General features: G+C 58.2%; 27 protein-coding genes. 9 read left to right on the top strand and 18 right to left on the bottom strand.

Annotation, left to right across the window (positions count from 1 at the left end; all coding sequences use genetic code 11):
• Nucleotides 1-3 precede the first annotated feature (3 nt).
• From WA922_RS08605 to WA922_RS08590, 4 genes are all read right to left on the bottom strand, one after another.
• Entirely contained in the window at nt 4-279 is a 276-nt protein-coding gene (locus tag WA922_RS08605; protein WP_424771290.1) for a VirB3 family type IV secretion system protein, read from the bottom strand.
• Nucleotides 279-608 (bottom strand): TrbC/VirB2 family protein, encoded by a 330-nt coding sequence (locus tag WA922_RS08600; protein ID WP_424771432.1) that lies wholly within the window; start codon nt 606-608, stop codon nt 279-281. The genes WA922_RS08605 and WA922_RS08600 overlap by 1 nt, the downstream gene beginning before the upstream one ends.
• A complete protein-coding gene (trbB, locus tag WA922_RS08595) occupies nt 608-1,588 on the bottom strand; it encodes a P-type conjugative transfer ATPase TrbB (RefSeq protein WP_424771289.1) in 981 nt (326 codons plus the stop codon). The genes WA922_RS08600 and trbB overlap by 1 nt, the downstream gene beginning before the upstream one ends.
• A 323-nt stretch (nt 1,589-1,911) precedes the next feature.
• The gene (locus tag WA922_RS08590; RefSeq protein ID WP_424771288.1) at nt 1,912-2,124 is read right to left on the bottom strand and encodes a DUF3892 domain-containing protein; all 213 of its coding nucleotides are present in this window, start codon (nt 2,122-2,124) and stop codon (nt 1,912-1,914) included.
• A 179-nt stretch (nt 2,125-2,303) separates the two neighbouring features.
• On the opposite strand from WA922_RS08590, the gene WA922_RS08585 reads away from it, so the two are divergent.
• The 8 genes from WA922_RS08585 to WA922_RS08550 all read left to right on the top strand — a co-directional run bounded on the left by WA922_RS08585 (nt 2,304) and on the right by WA922_RS08550 (nt 14,778).
• Complete coding sequence (locus WA922_RS08585) at nt 2,304-4,013, top strand: restriction endonuclease (RefSeq protein ID WP_424771287.1); 1,710 nt, start codon at nt 2,304-2,306, stop codon at nt 4,011-4,013.
• 301 nt (nt 4,014-4,314) lie between these two features.
• Nucleotides 4,315-5,289, top strand: coding sequence for a DUF4365 domain-containing protein (locus tag WA922_RS08580; protein ID WP_424771286.1), 975 nt, complete (start codon nt 4,315-4,317; stop codon nt 5,287-5,289).
• A 344-nt stretch (nt 5,290-5,633) separates the two neighbouring features.
• Nucleotides 5,634-5,921, top strand: coding sequence for a hypothetical protein (locus tag WA922_RS08575; protein ID WP_424771285.1), 288 nt, complete (start codon nt 5,634-5,636; stop codon nt 5,919-5,921).
• A complete protein-coding gene (locus WA922_RS08570; RefSeq protein ID WP_424771284.1) occupies nt 5,914-8,409 on the top strand; it encodes an AAA family ATPase in 2,496 nt (831 codons plus the stop codon). The genes WA922_RS08575 and WA922_RS08570 overlap by 8 nt, the downstream gene beginning before the upstream one ends.
• A 61-nt stretch (nt 8,410-8,470) precedes the next feature.
• Complete coding sequence (locus WA922_RS08565) at nt 8,471-10,786, top strand: hypothetical protein (protein WP_424771283.1); 2,316 nt, start codon at nt 8,471-8,473, stop codon at nt 10,784-10,786.
• A gap of 271 nt (nt 10,787-11,057) precedes the next feature.
• Nucleotides 11,058-12,239, top strand: coding sequence for a DNA cytosine methyltransferase (locus WA922_RS08560; RefSeq protein ID WP_424771282.1), 1,182 nt, complete (start codon nt 11,058-11,060; stop codon nt 12,237-12,239).
• Nucleotides 12,236-13,096: a hypothetical protein gene (locus WA922_RS08555; RefSeq protein ID WP_424771281.1), complete on the top strand. Its 861-nt coding sequence runs from the start codon at nt 12,236-12,238 to the stop codon at nt 13,094-13,096. Before WA922_RS08560 ends, WA922_RS08555 begins: the two co-directional genes overlap by 4 nt.
• The gene (locus tag WA922_RS08550; protein ID WP_424771280.1) at nt 13,093-14,778 is read left to right on the top strand and encodes an AIPR family protein; all 1,686 of its coding nucleotides are present in this window, start codon (nt 13,093-13,095) and stop codon (nt 14,776-14,778) included. The genes WA922_RS08555 and WA922_RS08550 overlap by 4 nt, the downstream gene beginning before the upstream one ends.
• Before the next feature lie 191 nt (nt 14,779-14,969).
• Here WA922_RS08550 and WA922_RS08545 read toward each other — a convergent pair whose 3' ends face one another.
• From WA922_RS08545 to WA922_RS08480, 14 genes are all read right to left on the bottom strand, one after another.
• Nucleotides 14,970-15,383, bottom strand: coding sequence for a CopG family transcriptional regulator (locus tag WA922_RS08545; RefSeq protein WP_424771279.1), 414 nt, complete (start codon nt 15,381-15,383; stop codon nt 14,970-14,972).
• Complete coding sequence (locus tag WA922_RS08540; RefSeq protein WP_424771278.1) at nt 15,380-17,365, bottom strand: conjugal transfer protein TraG; 1,986 nt, start codon at nt 17,363-17,365, stop codon at nt 15,380-15,382. The genes WA922_RS08545 and WA922_RS08540 overlap by 4 nt, the downstream gene beginning before the upstream one ends.
• A gap of 96 nt (nt 17,366-17,461) precedes the next feature.
• Nucleotides 17,462-18,178, bottom strand: coding sequence for an RES family NAD+ phosphorylase (locus WA922_RS08535; RefSeq protein ID WP_424771277.1), 717 nt, complete (start codon nt 18,176-18,178; stop codon nt 17,462-17,464).
• Nucleotides 18,165-18,656 carry an antitoxin Xre-like helix-turn-helix domain-containing protein gene (locus WA922_RS08530; RefSeq protein WP_424771276.1) on the bottom strand — a complete coding sequence of 164 codons (492 nt, stop codon included), beginning with the start codon at nt 18,654-18,656 and terminating at the stop codon, nt 18,165-18,167. The genes WA922_RS08535 and WA922_RS08530 overlap by 14 nt, the downstream gene beginning before the upstream one ends.
• A gap of 12 nt (nt 18,657-18,668) precedes the next feature.
• A complete protein-coding gene (locus WA922_RS08525) occupies nt 18,669-20,420 on the bottom strand; it encodes a relaxase/mobilization nuclease domain-containing protein (RefSeq protein ID WP_424771275.1) in 1,752 nt (583 codons plus the stop codon).
• 240 nt (nt 20,421-20,660) lie between these two features.
• Entirely contained in the window at nt 20,661-21,341 is a 681-nt protein-coding gene (locus tag WA922_RS08520) for a lytic transglycosylase domain-containing protein (protein WP_424771274.1), read from the bottom strand.
• Between the two features lie 3 nt (nt 21,342-21,344).
• Nucleotides 21,345-21,677, bottom strand: coding sequence for a DUF736 domain-containing protein (locus WA922_RS08515; protein ID WP_424771273.1), 333 nt, complete (start codon nt 21,675-21,677; stop codon nt 21,345-21,347).
• Nucleotides 21,674-22,294 carry a conjugative transfer signal peptidase TraF gene (gene traF, locus WA922_RS08510; protein WP_424771272.1) on the bottom strand — a complete coding sequence of 207 codons (621 nt, stop codon included), beginning with the start codon at nt 22,292-22,294 and terminating at the stop codon, nt 21,674-21,676. Before traF ends, WA922_RS08515 begins: the two co-directional genes overlap by 4 nt.
• Nucleotides 22,264-22,686 carry a DUF2840 domain-containing protein gene (locus tag WA922_RS08505; RefSeq protein ID WP_424771271.1) on the bottom strand — a complete coding sequence of 141 codons (423 nt, stop codon included), beginning with the start codon at nt 22,684-22,686 and terminating at the stop codon, nt 22,264-22,266. The genes traF and WA922_RS08505 overlap by 31 nt, the downstream gene beginning before the upstream one ends.
• Before the next feature lie 260 nt (nt 22,687-22,946).
• Nucleotides 22,947-23,840, bottom strand: a complete 894-nt coding sequence (locus WA922_RS08500) for a replication initiator protein A (protein WP_424771270.1) — start codon at nt 23,838-23,840, stop codon at nt 22,947-22,949.
• Nucleotides 23,841-23,851: 11 nt separating this feature from the next.
• Nucleotides 23,852-24,124, bottom strand: coding sequence for a helix-turn-helix transcriptional regulator (locus WA922_RS08495; RefSeq protein WP_424771269.1), 273 nt, complete (start codon nt 24,122-24,124; stop codon nt 23,852-23,854).
• A 121-nt stretch (nt 24,125-24,245) separates the two neighbouring features.
• A complete protein-coding gene (locus WA922_RS08490; protein ID WP_424771268.1) occupies nt 24,246-24,773 on the bottom strand; it encodes a DUF2285 domain-containing protein in 528 nt (175 codons plus the stop codon).
• Nucleotides 24,774-24,795: 22 nt separating this feature from the next.
• Nucleotides 24,796-25,032, bottom strand: coding sequence for a transcriptional regulator domain-containing protein (locus WA922_RS08485; protein ID WP_424771267.1), 237 nt, complete (start codon nt 25,030-25,032; stop codon nt 24,796-24,798).
• Between the two features lie 160 nt (nt 25,033-25,192).
• Nucleotides 25,193-25,453, bottom strand: a complete 261-nt coding sequence (locus WA922_RS08480; RefSeq protein ID WP_424771266.1) for a DNA -binding domain-containing protein — start codon at nt 25,451-25,453, stop codon at nt 25,193-25,195.
• Nucleotides 25,454-25,689: 236 nt separating this feature from the next.
• Between WA922_RS08480 and WA922_RS08475 the strand changes: the two genes are divergently transcribed.
• A partial coding sequence (locus WA922_RS08475) for a helix-turn-helix domain-containing protein (RefSeq protein ID WP_424771431.1) occupies nt 25,690-25,814 on the top strand: 125 nt, incomplete at its 3' end.

Genomic DNA, 25,814 nt, shown 5'->3' with positions numbered 1-25,814 from the left:
CCCTCACACCCCGCAATGAACAGGAAAGCGCAGATGACGCCGGGCCACGTCCACGAATTGCGGATCGCGCCGCGCTGCCCAGACCGCCACCATGTGACCGAGCGCGAAGAAAACGAGCCCAGCGATCCACAACTGCAGGCCCAGACCAATGGCTCCGGCCAGCGTTGCATTGGCGATCGCGAGCCCGCGCGGTGCGCCGCCCAGCAAGATATGCTCGGTCAGCGCGCGGTGGACCGGGACCACGAAGCCATTGGGCAAACTGGATGCGCCGCTCTCCATCAGACGAGCGCCCCGCCGCCGAAGGAAAAGAAGGAGAGGAAGAAGGACGATGCGGCAAAGGCGATCGACAGGCCAAACACGATCTGGATCAGCCGCCGGAACCCGCCCGAGGTATCCCCGAATGCCAGCGCCAGACCGGTGGCGATGATGATGATCACCGCGACGATCTTGGCAACCGGGCCTTGGATCGATTCAAGGATCGCCTGCAGCGGTGCTTCCCATGGCATGGACGAACCGGCGGCATGGGCGGGTGTCGCGACTGCCAGTGCGACAAAGCTGCCAAGAACAAGAGCGGACAGGCGCGAACGCGCCCGCGAGAAGGCATGGATCACGAAGGGTCTCCTTGAGTTGGGGAAAGGGGTGCAAGGACATATTCGCCGGCAGCATCGAGCCCGCGGACCTCGGCCAGTTCAGCGAGCCGCCGACCGGTGCCATCACGCACGAGCACAGCGATAACGTTGATGGTCTCGGCGATCAGCGCGCGCGGCACGGTGACCACACTTTCCTGGATCAGCTGTTCGAGCCGCCGCAGCGTGCCGAGCGCTGTCCCGGCATGGATCGTGCCGATCCCGCCCGGATGCCCGGTGCCCCAAGCCTTTAGCAGATCGAGGGCCTCTGCGCCGCGCACCTCGCCAATCGGAATGCGGTCCGGTCGCAGCCGCAAGGCAGAGCGGACCAGATCGGACAAGGTGGCCACGCCATCCTTGGTCCGCAGCGACACGAGATTGGGAGCGGCGCATTGCAGCTCGCGCGTATCCTCGATAAGGACAACACGATCAGAGCTGGAAGCAACCTTGGCGAGCAATGCGTTGGTAAGCGTGGTCTTACCAGTAGAAGTGCCGCCAGCGACCAGGATGTTCTTCCGCGACACAACGGCGTCGGCGAGCAAATTGGCCTGCCAGTCGGCCATGATGCCCGCGGCGACATAGTCGGCCAACGTAAACACTGCGACCGCAGGCTTGCGAATGGCAAAGCTGGGTGCGGCAACTACAGGCGGAAGCAGGCCTTCGAAGCGTTCACCGCCTTCGGGCAGCTCCGCCGAAACGCGCGGCGCCCCGCCATGAACCTCGGCACCGACATGATGCGCGACCAAACGAATGATGCGCTCGCCATCGGCGGCGCCCATAAGACAGTCAGTTGCGGCAAGGCCTTCACCCAGACGGTCGACCCACAGGCGACCGTCGGGATTGAGCATGACCTCGATCACTGCGGGTTCTTCGAGCCAGCGAGCAATCTCTACGCCCAAAGCCGTGCGCAACATGCGCGCGCCGCGCGATGAAGCTTCGGATCGTATCGGAATGACACTCATGGGCTGCCCCGGATTGCGGCAACCGACCATCGGCTGCGCTTGCGAGGCGGATTAAGAAGGCATCAGATTGCCGTCAGGCAACAAGGAATTGCGAGTGGCGTGCCATGGCGAAAAAGAAGAAAGGATCGGCGGAAAGTGGGCCGGTAGCGGTCTGTCTGGTATTGGCGTGGGACTACGTGGAAGCGGACCCTCAGTGCCGGTCTCAGGCGAACCTCGCAGCTTGTTGCGGCTTCCGGTATAATGACTGAGACGACGAGGCTCTTTTCCGCGCATGGATCGCAGCATCGGTCTGCACAAAGAATGGCACCCCTCCAATGCAACGGTCACTTGTTCCGGTTCACGTTGTCCTTTCTCGAGTTGTCCGGATTGTCACGCACATATTCGCGGTTGTTAATCTTCACCACGTGTGCACCGGGATGCTCGCCACGTTTGACCTCTGCCACCGCGTTGCGCCGTGGGACGTTCTTTCGATTTCCGATTTCATAATGCTCGTTGCGACCGCCGGGTCCGTCATTTTTACCCTTGATTTTCGTCATCTGCTTTACCTCTTTCAGAATTCGAATATTGAATCAGAAGTGCAGTCTAATGGTCAATGTAGTTTCGGACCACGCTAATCTATTGAGTGGAAAGATCCGGGGCATTCCAGTCCGTCCGGATTGATCTAGAGGACAGGTTTTAATTCGGTTGCGAATTGCAGTTTATTGAAGGGGGCGTCATGGCAGGCATCACAGTCGAAAGCCGATATCTCAGCGACATTTCGGTAGGTGATCTCAACGTCAAATGGAGCGCGAGGGGCGATCGCATCCTCCGCTACTACATCGACTTTCGTCATCGAACCTTGAACCTTCACCGCGAGCTTGGAGCCCCGGACCTGCCCATCTTGCAGGAGAAGGCGAATGCGCTTCTGTCGTCATGGGATGAGAAGACCGACAAGCACAATGTGAAAACCATGTTCGCCGACGGAAAAGCCGAAGCAGAACGCCTCACTGTTCAGGCTGAACTGGAACGCGACCAGCTTTCGAATATCCTGTCGCACACGCTCAAGATCGACGACACGGTGGATTGGGAAGAACTTCGCAGAAAAGATTCATTCGCGCGTTCAAACACGTTCGACAGCCCGCGCCCTCAACTCGAACGTGAAGACGCGCCCGTTTACGAAGAGCCGAAGGTCACCTTCTGGGACAAATTGTTCGGCAAGAAGGCGAGCCTCATTCAGCAAGCTGAAGAGTCCCACGCTGTTCGAATGGAGGAATGGCAACGACGCGAAGCGGCGTGGAAGGATGCGCACGAAAAGTCAGTTGTCGCCTACGAGCTGGAAAAGTCTGCATTCCTCGCCAAACATGCTGAGGACAAGGCGGCGCATGAGAAAGAGGTTGCAGAACATAATCAGGCGATTGAAGAGCTGATTGGATCCCTGCGAGAGGGACACGAAGAAGCGGTGATGGAACACGCTTCTCTCGTTTTGGAGGCCTCGGACTATCACGGCCTCATCGAAAAGGAGTTCGTCCTCGATTATCGATCCCAAGACAAGATTTTGCTGGTCGAATACGAAATGCCGAACCCAGACGATCTCCCGACCGTGAAAACCGTCCGGTTCGTACGAGCTACCGGCGAGCTAAAGGAAACCCCGCTTGCCGCCAAAGCTCGGAAGGATCTTTTCGACGACACGATATACCAGATTGCCTTGCGGAGCATTCACGAGGTTCTCGAAGCAGATGAATTCAAAAACATCGAGAACGTGGCGTTCAATGGCTTCGTGACCGCTATTAACCCCGCCAATGGGCTTTCGAATCGCAACTGCATTCTTTCCGTTTTGTGTTCGCGAACCGAGTTCGAGAAGATTGATCTCGCGCGTGTTGAACCCAAGGCCTGCTTCAAGGCGCTGAGTGGCGTCTCCGCTGCTTCATTGGCCGCGCTGGCACCTATCCCGCCAATAATCACGATCGACAAAAGCGATCGCCGCTTTGTCGATGGCCGCGAGATTGCCGATACGCTTGATGCGTCGGTCAACCTGGCAGCCATGGATTGGGAAGACTTCGAGCACCTGATCCGCGAGTTGTTCGAGAAGGAATTCAATTCGCGTGGCGGGGAGGTCAAGGTTACGCAATCAAGCCGCGATGAGGGCGTCGATGCGATCGCATTCGATCCCGACCCCATTAGCGGCGGCAAGATCGTGATCCAGGCCAAGCGTTACACCCGGACCGTCGGTGTCGCTGCCGTCCGGGACCTATATGGGACCGTCATGAATGAAGGAGCTACCAAGGGGATTCTCGTGACGACGTCGGATTTCGGTCCCGATGCGCACAGATTCACAACATCGAAGCCCCTTTCTCTTCTTAACGGAGCGAACCTGCTGCACCTCCTACGCAAGCACTCCTATGACGCGCGGATCGATTTGGCAGAGGCGAGAGAGGCTCTAGGTTGAACAAGTCTCAAGACCGTTGGCGGCTGTGCTCAGAATGGATCAAGCGCCGTGTCGAAGTGTGGGCCGTATGCAGAACGTCGGGTTCCAGCCAACGAGGGGCAGATAGCTGCCTTTCAATCAATCCTCATAGACGGCTGCCCGCGACCAGAGCTGGTCGTTTAGTGTCTGGGTTGGGTGTCCAGTTGAGCCCTCAAGCTGCCGATCGCAATCTACGCGAATGCGGTTTGATTCACAGCGGTAATCATCGTGCCGATTGAGCATAGGTCTGGATCGAAACATGAGAGGAAGAGGTTGCGTTGCCATGTCGGTTGGAAAGAGAAGAGCGGACCAGCATCTGATCGATCAGGACGGGATCAGTTTACTGCGCGCGAATCTGCCGCGCCACTGGCTGCTGCGGGAATATCGCCCCGATTACGGGCTCGACTTTACGATCGAGACTTTCAAGACGGCCGACCCCGGTAGCTCGGCAACCAGAGTCGCAACCTATGAAACTTTGGGCGAGCATGTGTTCGTCCAGCTTAAAAGCCTGACTGAGCCTGATGTGTATTCACTCGACATCTATGGGCGCTCCAATGTCGAAAAGGGCCCTGAGCAGCTCAACCGAAAGGATAAGATCGGCACGATCGAAACCTATCGGATTCAGCTCGAAATGAGCGAGCTCATTACTGTCGAACGCATGGGAATCGGTGTGCCGGTGCTGTTGGTGGTCGCCGATCTCTCCCGCCAACGTTGTTCTTACGTCTGCCTCAACGACTATATCGACAAGATCCTGATTCCCCGGCACGTCGATTTTCGGAAAGCGCGGTCGCGTGTAATCCATGTCCCGATTTGGACGGAAATGGCGTCCGAAGCGGGACTGGCCGGCCTCCGCTGGTACGGAAAGCGCGCCAAGCTGCTCGCTGCGTTCCAAAGATTCCGGTATCAGTATTCCGAGCTTCAGCACCGCGACAATGGCGATTGGCGGCCCCTCGCACGCTATTTCGCCGAGCGGATCATCCCTTACGATTTCTGGGACGACACGGAGATGTGTGAGTTAATCTCATATTACGGCTCGCGGCTTCGGCAGTTTCTGGCGACCGGGCAACCGGGCTGCATCACACTTCTCGAGGACGCGGTGCCAGAGAGCTTTCGCAATGAAGAGTTTTTCGAGCATATGAAGCAACAGGACGTGTTCGAGCTCTGGCGTTGTCTGTCGCATCTGTCTAACCTTTACGAGGACGTGTGGCGCGAGTGGTTTCTGCCCACCGGCCTCGGCCAAGCTGTGTCTGCACCCTAAAGCAAAGACTGCGCCATATCGCAGAGACGGAGGCGGGGCGCGGCTGATTACTTTTAGTTCGGAATTTCGTGTGGACGGAAGTTGGGCCGTTTTGCTGACTTTCCGGTTCAAGTAGCAGCATTGGGAAAGCAGAATTTCGTGCTTCGACCCAATTCGTTCAATTAGGCAAGGAGAGGGCTACTAAATCAACATCGACCATTGACGCCTTCGCTCTCTGGTTTCACTTTGAGTGAAGGCTAATAATTAGCGTCTGCAGTTACGCTGCCCAGCCACCTGATATTGGCGGCATTGCCACGAAGTCACTGGCGATGGTTCTAGGAAGAGGGCCGACAATAGGGGGAATTATGGGACAGGAAGAAATGGGGGCATCGGAAGAAGCGGCGACCCCCGAAATGTTCGCGGCACTGGCCGTGCCACAGGTGGAACAGACGGATACGCCCGAAAAGTTCCTCACGACCCTCTCTGAGACCCTCAAAACGTCGGACGATGTCGACGCCGATCTCGCCGGCATCCTGTCCGATCACCTGTTGACGGTTACGCCGCATGCTAATGCCGTAGCGAATGCCAAGGCCGCGATAGTCGCGCTCGCGACGAAGCGCGCCGCGCCGGTCGAGGAGCAGGCCGATGGCTGATCCGACGCTGTTTAGCTCGCTGACGCTCGAAGGCTTTCGCGCCTATCTCCAACCCAAGACATTCGACCTCAGCAAAAAGCCGTGCCTCGCGATCTTCGCGCCCAACGGCCTCGGCAAATCGAGCGTCATCGACTCACTTGAGTTTCTTTTCTCCGAACATGGCACGCTCGAACGCCTCGGGCAGCGCACTTTGAACAACCAGGCGGGACCGCCCGCTCTCGCGCACAATGGCGCGCAGGCGGCGGGCATCGCGCCAATGGCCAAGTTCACCACGATCACAGGCAAGAAGACGGTACAGGGCAGTCGTACCGCCACCGGCAATCTTCGCCCGATCCATCCGGCCGCGACCGCGATGAAAGCTGGGTTCGTAGTCTCGCCGATCATCCGCGGCTATACGCTGCGCACCTTCGTGGAGACGCATAGTCCCGAGAATCGCTACAGCGACGTGGCCAGCTGGCTGCAGCTTTCACCACTGGTGGAAGTGCAGAAAAACCTTCGTCTTTTGCGCCGCGACGTGAAGGCTGCGGCCGAAAGTAACACCGAACAGGTTCGCCTTGCCGGCCTTTTGCGGACGGAGACCGCACAGGCTGTTCAGGCTTGGGATGACGCGACCGTGCTCAGTTTCGTCAACACGAGCGTCATCTCTCCGCTCGATCCCAAGCTTACGCTCGCAGTGTTCTCCGCGGAGGACGACGGTTATATCGAGGTCGGCAATCGTGTCGAGGCGGAGGAAAAGCGGCTCGGTCTCGCCGGCCTAAAACAGATTCGCAATTCGCTTATCGCGCTGTGGCAAAAGATCGTCCCCGAGGATGGCGGCGACGCCGAGTATTCGGGCGCCATCGAAGCGTTCGATAAGGCGCTGTCTGCGCTCGCCGACGCGAAGGCAGCTGAGGTCGTTGAGCGCGACAAGGCGGCGGGCACGGTCTTCCGATCAGTGTGGAAGGAAGCCGAGAAACTGTTTGGCGACGACGCGACCGCGCCGGACGCATGCCCGGTATGCGCCACGGCGATCGGTGACACGGCCGCCGGAAGCGTGCCCGCCATCCGCGACCTTCTGACGAGCCACCTCGAAGATTTGCAAAGCTACAACGACGCGAAGACCGCACTGGACAATGCGGAAACCGCTGCCAATCAGGCGCACAATCGGCTAGTAGCTCGTCTTCCGGCGATGATCGAGCATTTGTCCGATGACGATGATGGCGGATTCAAGACCGCGCTCATCGCCTACCAAACCGGTGTTGGCGGATGGCCGGCCGTTGACCCGCCCGATTCTGCCGCAATCGTCGCTGAGTTGGAGACCCGCCTCTCCGACCTTGATCATGAGATTGCGGACATCGAGGCGAAGCAGGGCGAGCATACTTGGGTCAAGGTTAAGGCCAGCATCGACCGGCTGCTTAAACTCCAAAAGGATGTGGCGCTGGCAAACCGTACCACCGAGCAGTTGACCACGCTGCACGAAGCACTCGTAGCGCAGGCCACGCTTGTCTCGGGCAAAATCCGGGAGAAGGTCCAGTCGCTCCTCGACACGCTTCAGGCACCGATGAACGACATCTACAAGGAGATCCAAGGCGCCAAGGCAATGCCGATCCGACTTGAACTGCCTGGAGAGGACGACACTAACCAGCAGCGCATGCAGCTAGTGATCGATTTCGCGGACAATCGTCAAAGCGTCGCGCCGGGCGGCTATCTCAGCGACTCGCAGATCCATTCGGTCGCGCTCGCGCTGCGCCTCGCGGCGATCAAGAAGTTCAATAGTGCCGCACCGGTGATTGCGCTGGACGATGTCGTCACATCATATGACGCTGATCATCGCCGCGCGATCGGTGCACTGCTCGCGAAGATGTTCACGGACTGCCAGATCATCCTCGCCACGCATGACGAACGTTTCTTCAATCATTTGAAGGACCAGCTAGCAGCGAAGGACTGGCAGTTCACCCGCATCATCGGACTTGATCCGGCTTATGGGCCCCGCTTCGCCGACCACAAGGTCACCGATGAGATGATCGCCGATCGCTGGGCCAATGGAGAATCCGCCGCCAACGAGATGCGTCAAGCGGAGGAGGAATGGCTGCTGGGCATCGCCCGCGGGTTCGGCGTCAATGTCCGCATCCGACAGCTCGAAAAGGCCTATTCCTACGAACGCGCTGAGCTGGCCTCGGCAATCGGTGGCTTCCTTGGCGACCTCAAGCTGACTCCCGCTGATGTGCCGGGCGTGAACAACCGCTTCATCACCAGCCTTATCAAGGGCGATATTGAGAATTTCGGAAGCCACTTTCAGGACGCCCCCTACGGCGACGGCTCGATTGGGGACGAGCAGACGCGGTGGGAAGAGTTTAAAGCGTTCCGCCAGCAGTTCGAATGCATGTGCGGTCGCACCAAGTATCAGCGGCCGTTCGGCCTTAAAAAGCCGGTGTGTGCGCATGATAAATGCGAGACCCAGTTCGCGTTTAAGCCGCCTATGGCGGAAGTAACTGCGGCCGAAGCGTAGGTTACATGATGCGAGTGCATGAAATATCGCGACTAAGTATCAGCTATTGCGCGGTGGCCCCGTGACAATCGAGCCCGGTCCAACCGAACTTGCGGTAACGAATGTGCGTTGCGCGCATGGCCCGTGGAGCGACCTTGCGCTTCATACGATCGGTTGGCGCGCCTTCCAGGATCTCTGCTCTCAAGTTTGCGAAGTGGTTCTGGGCCGACCGGTGGAAATATTTCGCGAGGCGCAGGACGGCGGTCAGGACGCGGTATTTTTGATCCCTTCGCTAAGCAATGAGCAATTCATCGGCACGGTCCAGTGCAAGCACACCTCTGATGCCGCGAAGGCGCTCAAGGTCGGCGACCTCTCCACTGAGATCGGTAATGTCGAGGAACTCGTTAAAGCCGGCCAGGCGGACACCTACGTCTTCATGACCAACATGAGTGTGGATGCGCCAGTTGCGGCCCACATGCGGGCCAAGCTGCGCGAACTTGGCGTGCGAAAGCCGCACATCCTGGGCCGCCAATACATCGTCCGGGTCATTAGGAGCAGCGCACGACTGCGCGCGCTCGTCCCGCAGGTCTATGGTCTGGGAGACCTGACTGCGATCATCGACGAGAGGATGGGTCAGCAGAGCCGTGCTCTGCTCGACAGCTGGATTCCGAAGCTTCGCACATATGTACCGACAAAAGCGCACCGTCAGGCCGTCAATATCATAAACGAACATGGCATTGTGCTGCTGCTAGGCAACCCGGCGAGCGGAAAGTCCGCCATTGGCGCAATCATCTCTACGATGGCATCGGAGAACCCTGACAGCACCGTTCTTGCACTGACCAGTCCGCGTGATTTTGAGTCTGGCTGGAATCCGAATGATCCCGGTCGCTTCTTCTGGATCGACGATGCGTTTGGTTCAAATGTTGTACGAGAGGACTATGTCCAGGATTGGGCTTCGACTTTCACAAAGGTCAAGGCCGCGATTGCGCACGGTAATCGTTTCCTGTTGACCTCCCGAAAACATATTTACGAGGCCGCCAAACGCAGGCTGGGACCGCGCAATCTGGCGCCGTTCGGCAGCGGAGCTGCCGTGGTCGACGTCGGTGAATTGACGTTGGAAGAGCGCTCGCAGATCCTCTACAATCATATAAATTTCGGCAATCAAAGCCAAAGCTGGAAGACCAGCGTGAAACCGCATTTGCCGGCGGTCGCAGCTGTGCCGACATTTCTGCCAGGCATAGCCGAGCGCTTGGGTGATCCTAATTTCACTAAGGGCCTGGCACCGCGCGAAACTTCGCTGGTCCAGTTTATGGAAGAACCCTACGAGCACCTGATCGACACACTCAGTGCCCTCGATGAAGCACTCCTGGCCGCATTGGTTTTGATCTACGTCCATGAAGGTCGATTTGATCCGGGAGCCCAGAATTCCGACGCAACCCGGGCAGTCGTTGATCTTACCTCAATTAGTCTGGCGCGACTGCAGGATGGGTTTGCCGATCTCGAGGGTTCCTTCATCAAACGATCAGGCAATGAGTGGACCTTCTCACACCCAACAATTGCAGATGCATTGACCGAAATCCTGCGTCAGAAGCCGCATATGATGGCGGCGCTGTTAAGGGGCGCAACAATTGAAACGATCCTGACCGGGTTCATTTGTGAAGGCGCGACCGGCATTAGGGATGCGCTCATAGTTCCAGAATTTTTAGACGAAGCGTTGGTTCAGCGTCTTGACCGCACGCCGGACGAACTTGCCCGCAATTGGCAGTTGTTTCATTTTCTTGCATTTCGAGCCAATGATAATGTCTTTGCGCACTTGGTGCGCCAACAGCCGGAGTTGCTCGAACGGCAAAGTTGGGTGAGTTCCACCATTGGAAACGATCCCAAGTTGAATGTTCATGCGCGTGCGCTCAGACTAGGGCTTCTTTCCGACCAGCTTCGCGAAACAGCCGCGCTACGCTTGGAGGATTCTGCTCTTCGTGAGATGGATCTTTCTTTCTTTGATGATGAGGACATGCTGCATCTCATCCCGCCGATGCGCTTGGTGGAGCTGGGCCTTGCCCTGAGGAGCGAGACGCTGCCGAAGCTTGAAGAGCGCATTGAGGCTGTCACGAGCGATGCGGATCTGGATGAGGATCCAGCTGATCACTTTCAGAAGATCTCAGCTGCCTTGAAACTGATGGAGAATATCGGTCTGGATGATGGCGGTACCGATCTCATCGACGAAGCTCGAAACCAGATCGATAGCTCAATCGAAAGTCTGGAAGAACGAAAGCGAGAGCGTGACGAGGAAGATGATTCAACGGACTGGACTCATATCGTCACGCAAAAATCGGCTCCGCCGCCCCCTCCACCCTCTGGAACGATGAGATCTATCTTCGACGATGTCGATCAAGGATAGCTCGCCTCCATCGGGAATGCCAGGAATGTCCACTATCGGTCAGCCAACGGCGGAGCTTCAATGGCCGATATTGGGGCGCATTCCGGACCGGCGAGAGTTGGGCCGTTAACTGACAGTCTGCTATCGGAAAAATAGTGTGGAACAGTTGCGCGACTGAATGGGGAAGCGGTAGGCTCGCATGTTGCGTACCTCTCGTTGACGTGCGTAGCCAATCACAGCATCATGCCTTAGCGCGCATCGCACAAATGTGTTCTTGATCCGTTCCGTGAGGATGTTAGTACATACTGAAATGAAGCAGACGGAAAAACATACCTTTTTTGAATTCTTTGCAGGCGGGGGCATGGCGCGGGCCGGCCTTGGCGAGCAGTGGGAGTGTCTGTTCGCAAATGATTTTGACCGCAAAAAAGCCGTATCTTATCAGGCAAATTGGGGCGGAGATGAATTAATCGCGGATGATATCCGCAACATTGCTCCAGAAGAAATGCCGGGCGTTGCTGATCTCGTCTGGGGGTCATTCCCGTGCCAAGATTTATCATTGGCTGGCGGCGGAGCGGGTCTAAAGGGCAATCGATCGGGAACGTTTTGGCCATTTATCCATCACATGCAGGCTCTGGCCGATGAGGGGCGCAAACCCAGGATCATATGCCTCGAAAATGTACTAGGCACTCTTACGTCTCACAAGGGCGGTGACTTCGTTTCGATATGTGAGGCTCTTTCTAAGCTTGGATATCGTTTCGGTGCTTTTGTCGCCGATGCATCGCTATTCATTCCGCAATCCCGTCCGCGCTTGTTTTTTGTGGCAATTGACGATGCCATCGACCTGCCACCGGAGGTAAACGATGATGGCCCTCAAGCACCTTGGCATACTAGAGCGCTTCACAAGGCATATGATAGGTTGCCCGAGGATTTGCAGTCCAATTGGCTCTGGTGGAATATGCCGTCGCCTGCCAAACGTAACTTGAACTTTATCGATATTATCGAAGAGGAGCCAACAAGTACGAAGTGGCACTCGAAAGCGCAGACCACTGAACTTCTCTCAATGATGAGCGAAGTTAATCTGGCCAAAGTGGAAACTGCAAAGGCGGCAGGCATCCCCATGGTTGGCGGAATTTACAAACGGACGCGCTACGAGCACGGCATCAAAGTTCAACGGGCTGAAATTAGATTCGACAACGTCGCTGGTTGCCTTAGAACTCCCGCTGGAGGTTCTAGTCGGCAACTGATCATGCTGATTGAGGGCGACCGCATACGATCCCGTCTAATCTCGACAAGAGAAACGGCTAGGTTGATGGGCCTTCCCGATAGCTACATATTGCCTAAAGCATATAATGAGGCATATCACCTAACTGGAGATGGCGTTGCGGTCCCGATTGTAAGGTATATTGCCAAGAATATCTTCGAACCAGTATTGCAGCACTCAGCAGCGGTAATGGACGAGAGTGAGTTTGCATGAATGATGTTACTCCATGTGAGCCAAACCCCAATATTAAGAAACAGATCGAGACTTACGTTGAGGAACTCAAAACTGAGGCTCACAAAATAGGTTCGCATGGCCTTTCGGAAGAAGAATTCTACGAGAGCGGATTGTTTGAAGGCGCGATTGAGCGCGCTCGAGGCCAAAAATCAGCAACCATGGCACCCAAAAAGCAGTTCGTTGCACTTGTGCTTAACCACATGCAGGACAAAGGATTTATCGAGGATTGGGAAGAGGCTGGCGCCGCAAATCGGCACGACCTTACAATTACGCTCAAGTCCGGGAAAATCGCGGTTGTTGAATTAAAGGGCTGCTTGGACGGCAACAACACGAACATTTCAGACCGCCCGGCCCATGCTGAGGAGTTCGTGACCTGGAGCCTTTGTCAGAACAAGACGTCCAATCTTCGTAAAGGGGTCTGGTCTGGTATTCACACCCGTATGGGAGCGGACATCGTTGATCTTGGTAAACGGCATGACGGCCTGATCGTTTGGGATTGGATCTGCAATACTATCGCCCGCCCATGCCCCAAGGTTGCAGAACAGCCAGAATGCGTGACCGAGCTTGGAGCGCATAAGCTTCCGCCACCATGCCTTTACGCATTTCCTGGAACAGTACCCAGCCCTCGAAACAACCCAAAGCCTGCGGCACGGAGCGTAGAGAGCGTTGAAATCCTCAAAGCATTTTACAATTGCTTTGGCGGTTCTCCTGCTGAACAAAATGTCGTCGAGATTGAAGCACAGATGAAGGGTGCGGACTTAATGCGAAAAACTACGATTCAGCGGGATGGCCGAGAAGTTAAGTCATCAAAATTCACTGCGATCAAGCGGAGATGAGTTTGGCATCTAACCTTCTCACATTGCTGGACCAAAAGTTTGACGAAGAGAAACCTCTTCTTCCAACAGGCTTGGACTTAGGTCAGCAGTTTGAGATTTTTAGCAGCAACATCATCCATCGGAATCTTGGTTGGAGCTACGAGGAGGTTCAAAACGGCATCGTCGGCGGAGAGAAAGACGGCGGAATTGATGCCTTCTATCTCCTGATAAACGGGACTCTTATTCAAGATGAGGACGATTTTTTGCCCCTAACATCGGGCATCAAAATTCATCTTATTTTCCTTCAAGCTAAGCATGAAGCGGCTACCAAAGAAGCGGTGATTGATAAATTCTATCAACACATAGATGACATCCTCAGCCTCACCCCAGACAAGCAGAAGCTAGCGCTACACTTCAACAGCGATCTCCTTCAAAAACTAAAGCTATATCGCGCAGCCATACGGCGTTACGGGACCAAAGACTTCGAGCTGGCCATCGATATCGCGTATGCTTCACGCGGCGGCGCTCCAACTGACGAAGCGCAGTCACTTGCAGATAAGCTCGTCGCAAAATGCCACCAGCAATACCCTGACGCTAGAGTGAATTTCCAATTCTACGGCGTGCAGCGCCTACATAAATTGTCCATTGCTGCGCCGAAAATAAAACGTGTTCTTAAACCGATAGGCGGTGGCACGATCAGCGCCGCTCATCGCTCGCATGTCACTCTCGTTCCACTAAAAAACTATCTAAAATTCATCTGTGAAGATGGCGATCTGTTGCAGCAGCTTTTTGAATTCAATGTCCGCGATTACGAAGGTGATCGCAAAACAGTGAATGCAGAGATGGCAAGCACGATTGACCAATATCACGAGAAAGAAGATTTTTGGTGGTTTAATAATGGTATCACGATCATCGCTCCCGAAATCTCGGTCCAATCTCCAGAGCTCGTGATTGAGAATCCGATGATTGTAAACGGTCTGCAAACGTCGAATGTGATCTTCGAGAAGAGAGACGTAATTGAAGGGAACGACGACGATGAACGCTCCCTCCTGGTTCGTGTGGTTCAAGTCTCGGACCCTGATATTCAAGAGCGGATAATCAAAGCTACAAATTCACAAACGTCCTTGAAGCCCCTGGCTCTAAAGGCAACTGATGCTCAGCAGAAGGACATCGAAGAGTATCTACGCGCAAAGGGTATCTTCTACGAGCGACGGAAGAATTTTTACAAGAACCGAGGTAAGCCAGCGTCCAGCATCATCGACGTCGCCAGATTGGGACAATCAGTAATGGCGATGCGTATGCAGGTTCCCCATGAAGCGCGCGGTCGTCCAGGGACTTTCCTGAAAAATCAGGATAACTACGACAAAGTTTTCCCGGTCTCGATCAATTTTGACGAGTACGTCAACGCAGCCAAACTCGAACGAAAGGTTGATGCGTTCATATCGAAGATTCGGGCGTCAACGGATGCGGTCTATCGTAACAACCTGCGCTACCACTTAATGATGATCCTTGTGTGGGAGCTAGCGGGTAAAAAGACAGGCAAGATTGATGCTCTCAATGTCGACAAACTTGATGATGCAAAGATGCAAAAAGCTTTTGATTGGTTGATAGCTCAGTTTGACAAGGACGGCGCGGAGGACAGCACAGCCAAAGACAAAGCGTTCACCGAAAGTCTGAAAAAGAACTGGTCCAAGCAGACCTAACCATGATTTCTGTCATAATGAAGTGTGGGTGCACTCGTTAGAGCGGGCAGCGGCGACGGACGTCTCTGGGCTCAAAAGCATTGGAGTGAAATCACTAGTACGGGCACGCGAAATTGCCATAGCCACTTATCTGAACTCACGTCAGGTCTTGGGCTCACGCAACCCCTTGCCGAACGTCCATATTGGGGCGCTTAGCGGACTTTGTCATCGACGAAGCTCGAGAGTCGTTGACCTTGCTCAACGCGCCGAGCCAACGCTTCAACGAAATTTCCGAACCGTTGTTCACCAGCAGCCTTAGCCGAATCTGGCTCATCGTCCGGCATCGAGGGGGTTACGCCGAGCCAGAAGCGGACAAAGAGTGCAATAGCTTCATTCCCCACTTCGACATGATAGTCGAGCTTGTCCAACTGCCGCGAAATACGATCCAGACGCCGACTGAACGCAGCTTCCATTTGTTCCGATCCGTCCGGTGATAGGAATGATGCAACCGCCGCCTCCACCACCGATGCTTGGGACACCCGCTTGCGCCCGGCGTAGTCTGCCAGTTGCCGCGAGAGGTCTGGAGGCAACCGAAAAGTATGCTTGATCCGATTGCCCTTGCTCAAAGTTCGATCCCGTCATTCGGATCAAGCGCCGCGCGCCGGGCATTAGCGCGCATCTGTTCCGCCATCCTGCGATTGGTACTCGCAATGTCAGCATCGTTCCTGTCCTCAAAATCAAATTCATTGCGCACAGGTACAGGTGCTGGCGCGATGTCTTCGTGCTCAGGCAATTCCGGCTCACGCCGAATCCCGCCTTCGGCTTCATCCTCCTGCCACTCGGGCTTGCTGACAGGGCTGTCCTTCCGATGCACAGCTTTCGCAATTCTGCCTTCCCAGTCACCGACTGCGCCCTTGTTATCGCTCTGCTGCGCGGTCGGTGGCGCTTCGATCCGCTTCTTGAGCCGCGGATCGGCATAGTAGCGCGCTTTCTTCGCACGGATCGGATGGGCACCGGCCAGCATCACGATCTCATCGGTATCGGGCAGTTGCATTATCTCACCCTGCGTCAGCAGTGCCCGCGCGGTCTCGGAGCGCGAGACCATCAGATGGCCGAGCCAAGGCGACAACCGGTGCCCGGCATAGTTCTTCATCGCCCGCATTTCAGTGGCGGTGCCGAGCGATTCCGAGACGCGCTTGGCGGTGCGTTCATCATTGGTCGCGAAACAGACTCGCACATGGCAATTGTCGAGGATCGCGTTGTTCTGGCCGTAAGCTTTTTCGATCTGGTTCAAGGATTGCGCGATCAGAAAGGCCTTGATGCCATAGCCTGCCATGAAGGCGAGCGCGCTCTCGAAGAAGTCGAGGCGGCCAAGTGCGGGGAACTCGTCGAGCATCAGGAGCAGGCGCTGCCGCTGAGCGCCGTCAGAAAGATCCTCAGTCAGTCGCCGCCCGAGCTGATTGAGGATCAGACGAATGAGCGGCTTGGTCCGGCTGATGTCGGATGGCGGCACGACAAGGTACAGCGTGACCGGGCGTTTGACGTCGACAAGATCGGCGATGCGCCAGTCGCATTGCCTTGTGACTTTGGCGATGACTGGGTCGCGGTAGAGGCCAAGGAAGGACATGGCAGTTGAGAGAACCCCCGAACGTTCATTTTCCGACTTGTTGAGGAGTTCGCGAGCTGCGCTGGCGACGACCGGATGCACGCCTTCCTCACCGAGATGCGGGGTCATCATCATGGCAGCGAGTGTTGATTCAATCGAGCGTTTGGGGTCGGACAGGAAAGCTGCGACGCCTGCCAGGGTCTTCTCGGCTTCGGCATAGAGCACATACAGGATAGCCCCGACCAGCAGCGCATGGCTGGTCTTTTCCCAATGGTTGCGGCGCTCAAGCGATCCTTCGGGATCGACAAGCACATCGGCGATATTCTGGACATCGCGCACCTCATTGATTCCGCGCCGTACTTCCATCAGCGGGTTGTAGGCTGCCGAGGCCTCATTGGTCGGATCGAACAGCAGCACGCGGCTGAATTGCGAGCGAAAGCCCGCTGTCAGGTCCCAGTTCTCTCCCTTGATGTCGTGGACAATCGCAGAATGCGGCCAGGTCAGCAGCGTAGGGATGACCAGTCCCACCCCCTTGCCGCTGCGGGTCGGCGCAAAGCACAGAACATGTTCGGGACCGTCATGGCGCAAATAGAGATTGGCGTGCTGTCCGATGACGACGCCTTTGCCCGCGAGAAGACCTGCTCTCGTAATCTCGGACCGGGTTGCCCAGCGCGCCGAGCCATAGGTGGCGCTGTTCCTGATCTCGCGGGCGCGCCAGACCGACATGGCGATCGCCACGACCACCGAGGCGAGACCGCCTGAGGCTGCGATCATGCCGCCAGTTTCGAAGATGCGCGGCGCATAGGCCTCAAAGCTGAACCACCACCAGAAGATCGCATAGGGCGGATAGACGGGCACGCCGAAGGCCTCAAACCAAGCAGGCCCCAGCTCGGGCTGGAAGCCAAGCGCTGTCGCTGTCCATTGCGTGCTGGCCCAGATGCCTGCCAGCGTCAGGGCGAAGACCGCGAGGATCTGGCCCCACAGGATTTTGGTTGCCGACATGGTGCCTCCTTTCGGGAGGCAGGAGGCCCAACGAGGTCTGCATATCAAGCGCTGCGCTTGGGAAGCGCAGTCTGGCGAAGGCAAAGAAACGGGCGGCTAGATGGCTTCGCAGGCGAACTCGGGTTCGCCGGACCATGTCAGACGGTACATCGCTCCCTGCACGACCGATTGCACGACATTGGGCCAGAGTGCGGCAATGCAGGTTCCGCCCTCGTGGCGAACCGAGGGATAGATGATCCCATTATGCCCTTCGCCGCGCGCCTGCGCCGCCAGAGCATTGCCCGCTGGATAGCCCCTCGCAGCATCGGGATCGAGGCTGGGATGATCGGGAAGGCCCCGCAGGTCGATGAACACGCCCGACATGCTGGCGACCATCTCGCCATATTCGACAATTGCATTGAAATCGCCCGCATCGGCGAGCGCCTTAGTCAGGTGATGGCCGACTTCGGCGATGCAGGTCTCGATAACCAGCGCAGCATACCAGGCACCGCGATCGGCGGGATTAAAGCGACCCGGCTCGCGCGGCTTGGCATAGGCGAAGCTGGCATTGATGAACTTGGCATGCGGCACGCCGTGAACCAGCTCATCGGCGGTCAGCCCGCCAAGCCCTCGTTCTTCAGCAATCAGCCTCCCGCTCGTCGCGCCCTCGATCTCAGCCAACAAGGCAAGGTCGTCGTCATCGTCGACAAGAGCCGACATGACCGCTTCGCGCAAACGCGCGCTTGGCACGAGCCTGATGGTCCGCTCGAAAGCTTCACGTATTGTCGGAAGGCTGGCCGGTGGCGGGGCGGCCTGCCGCTCAGAGCCCCCCACGAAGCGCGTCGATATATTGCCGGGTCTCCAACATGCGCGGGATGCCGCCATTGATCATTGCTTGCACGGGTGACAAGCGGTCGAACACAGGCGCCTTGTTTGCAAGCTTCGGCCAGCGATCGGCCATGTCGTTGGCGAAGAGCAGGTGCAGTCCCTTGAAAAGACCGATCAGCGCCGAAGCGCGGGTCAGTTGGTCCTGACTGAGTGTGCCTTCCCAGGTCCCCGCCTTCATCCGGTCCCAGGTGCTTTCCGACACGCCGAGCAGCGCAGCGCCTTCGGCGTTGCTGCTTCCCCAGGCCCCTACAAGCCGAAGCACGGCTTTCACCGCCGCGCCGGTCAGGCGGCGACGGCCATCATCGCCCGCAAAGGTTTGAAGTCCGCGCGGGGCTTCGACTTGTTCAAAAGCTACACTCGCCAAATCGCTTCTCCTGATGCGTAGATAAGCATCATGTGGTGCTTTTGTCAAGATTTGTGTCATTGGCCTACCTCCTCAGATTGCTGGGCCGCGCGAGCGGGCAAAGCTCCAGTCGACGCCGCCGCGCTGGTTGATCCTGCCGGTCACGGCCTGCCCCAGATGCCGTTCAAGATCCTGCCGCCAGGGGACGAGCTGGAAGCCCATGCCATTGTCAATCATGGCGAAGCGGCCAGACGCGAGCGTAACCCGCTCGCGGTAGATACCAGCTACATGGTCGCCGGCATTGACGGACTGAGCGATACCACCGTGGCGTGCGGTCAAGGCCTTGCCTGCGTCGGCCAGTTCGCGGTCCCGCAGCGTACCGAGCAGACCGCGCGCAAAGACGATGCGCTTCCCCTGACGCTTGGCAAGACCTTCATCTCTCAAGACCTCCGTCCGCTGGTCTAGTGCATCGCGAACCTCCGAACCGAATCCGCCCGACAGTGTTGCGGGTCGCGGCGATACCAGCTGCCGGTCGAGCCATGTCGCGCCGCGTGCATGGATTTGCGTGTCGATGGAAAGGTCGGACCGGACCAGCAGGCTTGTCTGCTGCCGCCCTTTGCGATCGGTCCAGCTGCTGGCCTCGACGATCGCCCCCGGCGCAGCGTCAGTGGTCCGCTCGATGCCTGGAAGACGCAGATGATGTGTGCGGCCATCCACGCTATCGACGATCGCATAGGCCTCGCCGGTCAGTTCATCGTGTAACCCGCGTTCGACCAGCCTGCCGATGACACGCTCGCCACCGGTTCGTCCATGCAGGGCGATGCGCTCGGGATCGATGGTCAGACCGTGGCCGGTCATGACGCGGTGTATGGTCTTGATGATGTCGCCGCGATCACCCAGTTCGCGCAAGGTCGGCTCGATATCGGCTGCCAGCGTCCAGCTGGCCGGACCGACACGCTGGGCCAGACCCATGCGTTCGAGTGTCTGCGCACGGCCTAGCAGCAGACTGCGATCCTTGCGCGTCCCTGCTGCCTCGGGGCGCAGATCGACCACGCCAAGATCGTCCCGTTGCCGTTGCAATCGGCGGTCGAGCGAAGTCCAGCGTTCGGCGTCGACATCTCGCCGAAGCGCGTTTTGAATATCGCGCTCACTGCGCGGGCCGAGTTCCACCGTCACGCGCTCCTCGGCGCGGGCGCGCAGGCCCTCGCTGATATAGGCGCGATCGATAACGAGGTCCTTGCCATCGCTCGCAACGCCCCGGACGAGCACATGGATATGCGGATTGTCGGTGTTCCAGTGATCGACCGCGACCCAGTCGAGCCCAATGTCAGGGTCAATATCCAGATCGCTTGCCATATCCTCCATCATCTCACGGGTGAAAGCTCGCAGATCCGCCATCTCGCTGGCATCCTCAGGCGACACGATGAAACGGAAGTGGTGCCGGTCCTCCTCGCAGCGCCCGGCAAAGGCTTCGCCGTCGGCTTGGTCGGGCCCGGCATCGAACATCTGACCGTCCGATCCGTCACGGGTGACACCGTCACGTTCGAGATAGGCGATATGGCGCGCGAGCGGTGCGGAACGAAACGACGTGCCTCTATGGCGGACAACGCGCGCTTTGATGACGACGCGCCGCTGGAAGGCAGTGCGACGGCGCTGAAGCGCAGCGCGCTTGCCGCGCCCGAGATGGCCAGTGCCGCGGCCGGACCTGCTTCGCCCAAGCGGTGTGTAGCCTGCTCGGCGCGAGACCTGGAGCACGCGGCCGACCAGCGTGTTGGCCTTGCGGTAGGCGCCCGCTCCGCTGTCCCGAGAGCGGCCCGGGCGGATGTCGAAGTCGTCATCGGCCATGTGGGAGGGAGCCCGGCGACGGCGCATGGGCCGTTGAAATTGTGAGAGAATTCGCCAAGAGCGACGGCAGGGCATATGTAAAGACGGCGCATAATGCCCAATAGAACCAACCACCTGCACCCCGGCCGACGGCGGTGCTTTTATCTCGCCATCCTCCTTTCCCCTTTCTGACGCTTCCCACCATACATCCCCAAGCTTCGCCAAAGGACGAAGCCGGGCGCGAGAGCATGATTGCGGGTATCATTGATCGCTGACTGTGGAGACAGGTGCGAAGAGGTCGTGCGAAGGCTGATCGGCACGCGCGAACGGATTGGTCGGAGCTTGCTGTTCGTTGGCTTCTGCTGGGATTAATGGTGTAGCCGTTTGGGCAGTAAATGCGGGCAACGCTTCGCTCATCGGTGGCTGGGCCGGTGCAACGAAAATGCGTTCCGCCTGCAGCATGGGCACAATCTTGGCGACATACCGACGCGTTTCGAGCGGGAGCGAACGCCGTCCTGCACGCCATGCCTCATACCGTCCCGGTCCAGCATTATAGGCCGCAAGGAAACCCGGTGCGCCATGGCGATCATACATTTCCCGCAGGTAAGATGTTCCTGCCATGATGTTGTCACGCGGATCGAAGGGATCGCTGCCGAGCGCAAACCGGTCGCGCTGGCGCGCCCAGGTTCCGGGCATCAGTTGCATCAGACCCATGGCCCCGGCGGATGACACGGCGCGCGTCCGGCCCGCGCTTTCGATGCGGATTACCGCATAGATCCAGTGCTCAGGAATACCGAAGCGCTGTGCAGCTTCGCGCACATGGACCTCGATATCGATGCGCTGTGCTTGCGAACCGGCTGAACCGGACTGCGCATAAACGGCAGTCGGGAAGGCGAAGGCCAGTGCAACCAAGCCGGCTAAAGCCAGTGGATGGTTGCGCATCGCTCAGTCCTTCGCTTCGCGGCGCGAGGGGCGCGACCACATCAGCACATGGGTGCGCGGGTCCGACTGGAACAGATTCGCGCGCAGCGGTTGCACGAGCGTCGGATCATCAATCAAAACCGCGACGTAAGCGCCCGCCTTGTCGCCAACGCGCTTCCAGCCTGCTCCGACCTCGAAGGCGGTATCGCCCTCGCCAGCCATGATGCGGTATTCCGGCGCGTTTTCGGCTTCGCCGGGCTCGGCAGGGACAATGGTCAAGGCGCTGTCGATCGTCAGCGTTTGCAGACGTCCTTCGAAGCCATCGGCGCGCGCGGTGAATGTGCCGATACATGTCATGGTTTGGTCTCCTTGTTGTCGTTGGGGTTGGTGTTGGGGATTGGGGTCAAATGCGGACGTGCGAACCAGACATGCTCGCCGTTGCCCGCTTCGTCGGTCCAGACAGGGTTTGCGCGTCCGATCACCTGGGCGCGCGCAATCGGCCCAAAGTAGCGCCCGTCAAAGCTGCCGGGCGCGCTCCTGTTCATGACGAAAATTTGATCAGCGCCGATGGTGCGGCAGCCCTGCCAGTCAGGTAGCGGGCGCGCCCGGCTGTCGAGCGCACGCGCCTCGCCCGCCGGTTTGCCATTGATCGTTATGACGAGGCCACGGCGGCAAACGGTTTCACCGCGCAGCGCCGCGACCTCCTTCAGCAGCGGGACACCGGTGGGTAGATAGCCGCGCTCAGCGAGATAGGTGCGCAGCCTAGGCGGCGGATCGATGGCCACCCGCTCGCCGACATGGAGACTGGCTTTCCCGCGAATATGGTAGAGCCCGGTCGGCACGCTGGCGGTCGCATTCCAGAGGAGAATTCGCGACATGGGCAGAGCAGCACTGAGCAATGCCGCCGCCGCAACTGTGCCTGCCAGAAGGATCGTTCGCCGCTTCATGATTGCAGTTTCCGGCGACGCAGCCATGCACGGTGGCGGCTCTTTGCATAGCAGCGCGGCAGCATTCCCGCTGCCAGCCTGTTGTGCATATGCCGCCAGTGATCGGGTGCGACTTCGCACGGATCGTGGCCCGCCTGTTCGATGGCGTCGATCAGTTCAAAGGTCTGGCGAACCTTCCGCCAGCCTCGAACCGACAGGAGGATTTCACCGCCAGGGTTGACTTGCGGCACGGTGATGAAGGCTTCGCCACTGGCGACTGCGCGCACGATATCGAGCGTTGAACGAACGGTGCCGTAATCATTGGAGGCCCAGCGAACCAAAGCGAACACCTGACCCGGCGCATAGCTCTCAATGCGGGTGCGGCGATCCAGAATGCGTTCGGCAACCGGCTTGCCAAAGCGCAGCCAGTCTTCGCGCACGCCTTGCTGCCACACCAGCGTGACATGAGTGAGCGGCGGATTGCCATTCTGAATGCACTGATTGGTAGAGGGAGGCTCCGCCGCGCCCTCTGTGCACAGGCGCCGCGCCGTTAGCAGGAATCTGGAAGATTCCTTGTTAGGATAGTTAAGGGGCGCAGCAGCCCAGCATTTCTGCGGGTTTGGGCTCGATTCCGGTTCCCGATAGTCCGAACTTTCGGTTCCTGATCGACCGAGCGCGTGGGTTCCTAATAGTCCGAACATCATACTGACTTGTCCACAGGGGTCATGCCGATCCGCCGCATGGCGGCATCGAAAGGATCGACGGGCAGAGCTACGAAATTCAGTCGCTCGCGGCCCAGCTGATGCTCGAGCGTCAGTTTGTAGCCCGGCAGCGGTTGGCGCTTGACGATATCGCGCATCTCGAACGCGAATCGCTTCAGCGGCGAGAGCGCCCCGGACTTGAGGTGGAGGTGCGCAATATCAAAGCTCCACCCGCCCTTCTGTCTGCCGCCATGCTTGCGCACGATGCGGTAGAGCCATCGTTCGAGCCCGCCGGTCAGCTGGAAATAGGCCGGGTCGATGGTAAGCACGAGCGCCCGGTCAAGCACGCCTTCATAGAACCAGTCGGGCACAATCATCTCGATCCCAAGCGCGCGGCCATTGCCATCGAGGCGCTCGCGCCATTCGTTGATCCAGGAGAAACGGTGACGGCGGCGTGCGCCAAGTTGTCGGATCGAGGTGGCAACGGTGGTTGATTGCAGCCGGTCGAGCGCCGCCTTCAACCGGTCATAGCCCGCCTTGCCGGTCCCGCGCCGTGTGAAGGCAAGGATTTCATGCGGCGTGGCAGCAATCAGCCGCGAGGTGGGTCTCCCGGCATCGCGCGCCTCAACGATCTGGCTCGCCACCCAGATCAGCACATCGGCATCCCAGATGGTCGCCATGCCGTGTTCGGCGGTGGCTTCGACGAGGATCGCGACCTCGCCCATACGAAAATCGATCGGTTTGACGCGCTTCGACTTGGCGAGACTGAAGAAAGGCCAGGCCATCAGGTCCTGCGCATCGCGCGCCGCGATATCGCCTCCGGCCCCGACGAACAGGTCGAGTTGCTGCGCCGCGCTGGAGAGGGACGGGGCAAAAGTTTGGCGGGTGGGCATTAGCCTGACCTTCAGCGCCGGACGGGACCGGAATAACCGTCTATCCGCTTGGCGGGGTGGACCACGCCCTTGCCCGGATCGCTGGTTGAGCGGCGTAGGCCCTGCTCGGCCCAGTTGTCGAGATCGTCGAGCCGGTAGACGATCCGCCCACCGAGCTTGCGATAGACCGGGCCAGTACCAAAGCAGCGATGCTTTTCGAGTGTGCGCGGCGAAAGCCCGAGATGCACGGCGGCATCGGGTGTACGCAGATAGCGGGGGCGGATGGGGGCGGGAACGGCGTCCATGGAATATCTCCGCTTGAGACAGGTTGCTGCAGCGCAGAGCTGCTGGTTGCGGAGTGAGATGGCGCAGGGCGGCGCGGCGGAGGGAGTGACCAAAGGGAGGTGGCCAAAGCTGACACCCCCGTCAGATGGAGCGATCAAATCCGTGAAAGGTGCGGTAGCCGCCGCCGCGCAATTTCAGTGCTGATTGCAGCAGACGCAGTACATGGCGCTTTTCGCCTGAGGCCTTCCATTCAGCGCCTCTAAGAAGTCGCGAACTGGGATAGGCGAGAGTGAAGGCAAGCTCGCGGATGGTGGCACCGGCTTCGCGCGCATCGAGCATCGCCAGCATGTTGACCAGCCTGCGGCGCTGGTACTCGCTTGGCGAGATATTGGAAGTTTGAAGCGCCGCCTGGCGACCTGAGCAGGCGAGCTGAAAGCGATAAAGGGCCTCGGATCGCAAGGAGGCAAGCGCGTCGTCTGGGATAAGGAAGGCGGGTGAAAGACCGACTGCCAGATCCGCTTGCCACAGCCGATAGCGGCCAAAAATGCTGGTCAGAACATAGTGCAGTCCGTCCGAACATGCACAGCTATGAACCGCATTGCAGGGAAGGTCCGAGAGCAAGCGTTCAGCAGGTTCGGCTCCCGTCTGGATGATAGTGGTGCCAAGCACCTCGGGCGACCAATGCGCCGGTTCATCCTTCGCCGACTTGCTCGGATCGCAGGGGAAAGCTCAGGCCCCATCGCCGAGCCAGGCCCTCCCTTTCTTCCTGTGCCTTTGCCGGATCGGCAGCGGCGCGCTGTTCTGCTTTGGCGTAATCGCGGACATAGACGGGGTTGCGGCGCAGGAATTCCTGCGCGAAATCCGCATGGTCATGGGTCTTGAAGCGCTCGGCATAGTCGGCTGAGCGCCAGGAGCCTTCTCCCGACATTGCGACCTCCTTTGGCAGAGGGCAGCTTGGCCAGACTGAAACGTTTGAGAGAATTGAAGAATCGGGAAGTATCCGAATCTTCTCATTGCTGCTCTTCGCGGCGGCACAAGTGGACGCGTGAAATTACCTAGAATTGCACAAAGTCGAAATTGGCTCGCAATTAATCCTTCGCGATCAATTGCCTGTAGCCACTACGCGCCATCCATCGTGCGCGCTCGAGATGCGCCGCGTGCATCGCGCGCGCTGCGTCTGGATCGTCAGCGGGATCGAGGCCAAACACAAGTCGGACCACTCCGCGCCAATCCGCGCCTTCCGCAGCGGCATCAAGCAGGCGCAGATAGGTGACGAAATGCGCTTCATCATAGTCCGTGACGTGCTCGGACTGCGGCGGAACGTCCTGGAAGGCAGGGGTCTCAGTCATGGTCAGCTCGGTTTCGACTCGCTTGCTTTCGGGCTCGCTTCTAGCACGAAATCCTTCGCCACTCTTAGCTATGCCGCTTATCCCCAAACAGGCAATGCGATATTCCAGTCGAGGCTAACGGGGCGCACGGCAAAAGCCGCTGAGTTTCAAAGCTTTTCGCGAAATCAGCAAATACCTACTTTTATTCAGAGTATACTCCGTGGTTAAATACTCTGCAATCCCGCTCTCTCGCCAGCATGACCCTGCGCGAGACCTTTGCTGCCAATTTGCGCCGCTATCGAAAAGCGGTCGGCCTGTCGCAGGAAGAACTTGCCCATCGCGCACAGATCGACCGGACCTATGTCAGCAGCCTTGAGCGCTG

This window comes from Pontixanthobacter sp., from assembly GCF_049682855.1.
In the GTDB taxonomy this organism is placed as follows: domain Bacteria; phylum Pseudomonadota; class Alphaproteobacteria; order Sphingomonadales; family Sphingomonadaceae; genus Pontixanthobacter.
This window is presented reverse-complemented; position numbering and strand designations above follow the sequence as displayed.

What these genes read in the sequence shown, in the direction of transcription:
- WA922_RS08605 (WP_424771290.1), bottom strand. Translation starts at nt 279, where the DNA reads ATGGAGAGCGGCGCATCCAGTTTGCCCAATGGCTTCGTGGTCCCGGTC.
- trbB (WP_424771289.1), bottom strand. Translation starts at nt 1,588, where the DNA reads ATGAGTGTCATTCCGATACGATCCGAAGCTTCATCGCGCGGCGCGCGC.
- WA922_RS08590 (WP_424771288.1), bottom strand. Translation starts at nt 2,124, where the DNA reads ATGACGAAAATCAAGGGTAAAAATGACGGACCCGGCGGTCGCAACGAG.
- WA922_RS08585 (WP_424771287.1), top strand. Translation starts at nt 2,304, where the DNA reads ATGGCAGGCATCACAGTCGAAAGCCGATATCTCAGCGACATTTCGGTA.
- WA922_RS08580 (WP_424771286.1), top strand. Translation starts at nt 4,315, where the DNA reads ATGTCGGTTGGAAAGAGAAGAGCGGACCAGCATCTGATCGATCAGGAC.
- WA922_RS08575 (WP_424771285.1), top strand. Translation starts at nt 5,634, where the DNA reads ATGGGACAGGAAGAAATGGGGGCATCGGAAGAAGCGGCGACCCCCGAA.
- WA922_RS08570 (WP_424771284.1), top strand. Translation starts at nt 5,914, where the DNA reads ATGGCTGATCCGACGCTGTTTAGCTCGCTGACGCTCGAAGGCTTTCGC.
- WA922_RS08560 (WP_424771282.1), top strand. Translation starts at nt 11,058, where the DNA reads ATGTTAGTACATACTGAAATGAAGCAGACGGAAAAACATACCTTTTTT.
- WA922_RS08555 (WP_424771281.1), top strand. Translation starts at nt 12,236, where the DNA reads ATGAATGATGTTACTCCATGTGAGCCAAACCCCAATATTAAGAAACAG.
- WA922_RS08550 (WP_424771280.1), top strand. Translation starts at nt 13,093, where the DNA reads ATGAGTTTGGCATCTAACCTTCTCACATTGCTGGACCAAAAGTTTGAC.
- WA922_RS08540 (WP_424771278.1), bottom strand. Translation starts at nt 17,365, where the DNA reads ATGTCGGCAACCAAAATCCTGTGGGGCCAGATCCTCGCGGTCTTCGCC.
- WA922_RS08530 (WP_424771276.1), bottom strand. Translation starts at nt 18,656, where the DNA reads ATGACACAAATCTTGACAAAAGCACCACATGATGCTTATCTACGCATC.
- WA922_RS08525 (WP_424771275.1), bottom strand. Translation starts at nt 20,420, where the DNA reads ATGGCCGATGACGACTTCGACATCCGCCCGGGCCGCTCTCGGGACAGC.
- WA922_RS08520 (WP_424771274.1), bottom strand. Translation starts at nt 21,341, where the DNA reads ATGCGCAACCATCCACTGGCTTTAGCCGGCTTGGTTGCACTGGCCTTC.
- WA922_RS08515 (WP_424771273.1), bottom strand. Translation starts at nt 21,677, where the DNA reads ATGACATGTATCGGCACATTCACCGCGCGCGCCGATGGCTTCGAAGGA.
- traF (WP_424771272.1), bottom strand. Translation starts at nt 22,294, where the DNA reads ATGGCTGCGTCGCCGGAAACTGCAATCATGAAGCGGCGAACGATCCTT.
- WA922_RS08500 (WP_424771270.1), bottom strand. Translation starts at nt 23,840, where the DNA reads ATGCCCACCCGCCAAACTTTTGCCCCGTCCCTCTCCAGCGCGGCGCAG.
- WA922_RS08495 (WP_424771269.1), bottom strand. Translation starts at nt 24,124, where the DNA reads ATGGACGCCGTTCCCGCCCCCATCCGCCCCCGCTATCTGCGTACACCC.
- WA922_RS08485 (WP_424771267.1), bottom strand. Translation starts at nt 25,032, where the DNA reads ATGTCGGGAGAAGGCTCCTGGCGCTCAGCCGACTATGCCGAGCGCTTC.
- WA922_RS08480 (WP_424771266.1), bottom strand. Translation starts at nt 25,453, where the DNA reads ATGACTGAGACCCCTGCCTTCCAGGACGTTCCGCCGCAGTCCGAGCAC.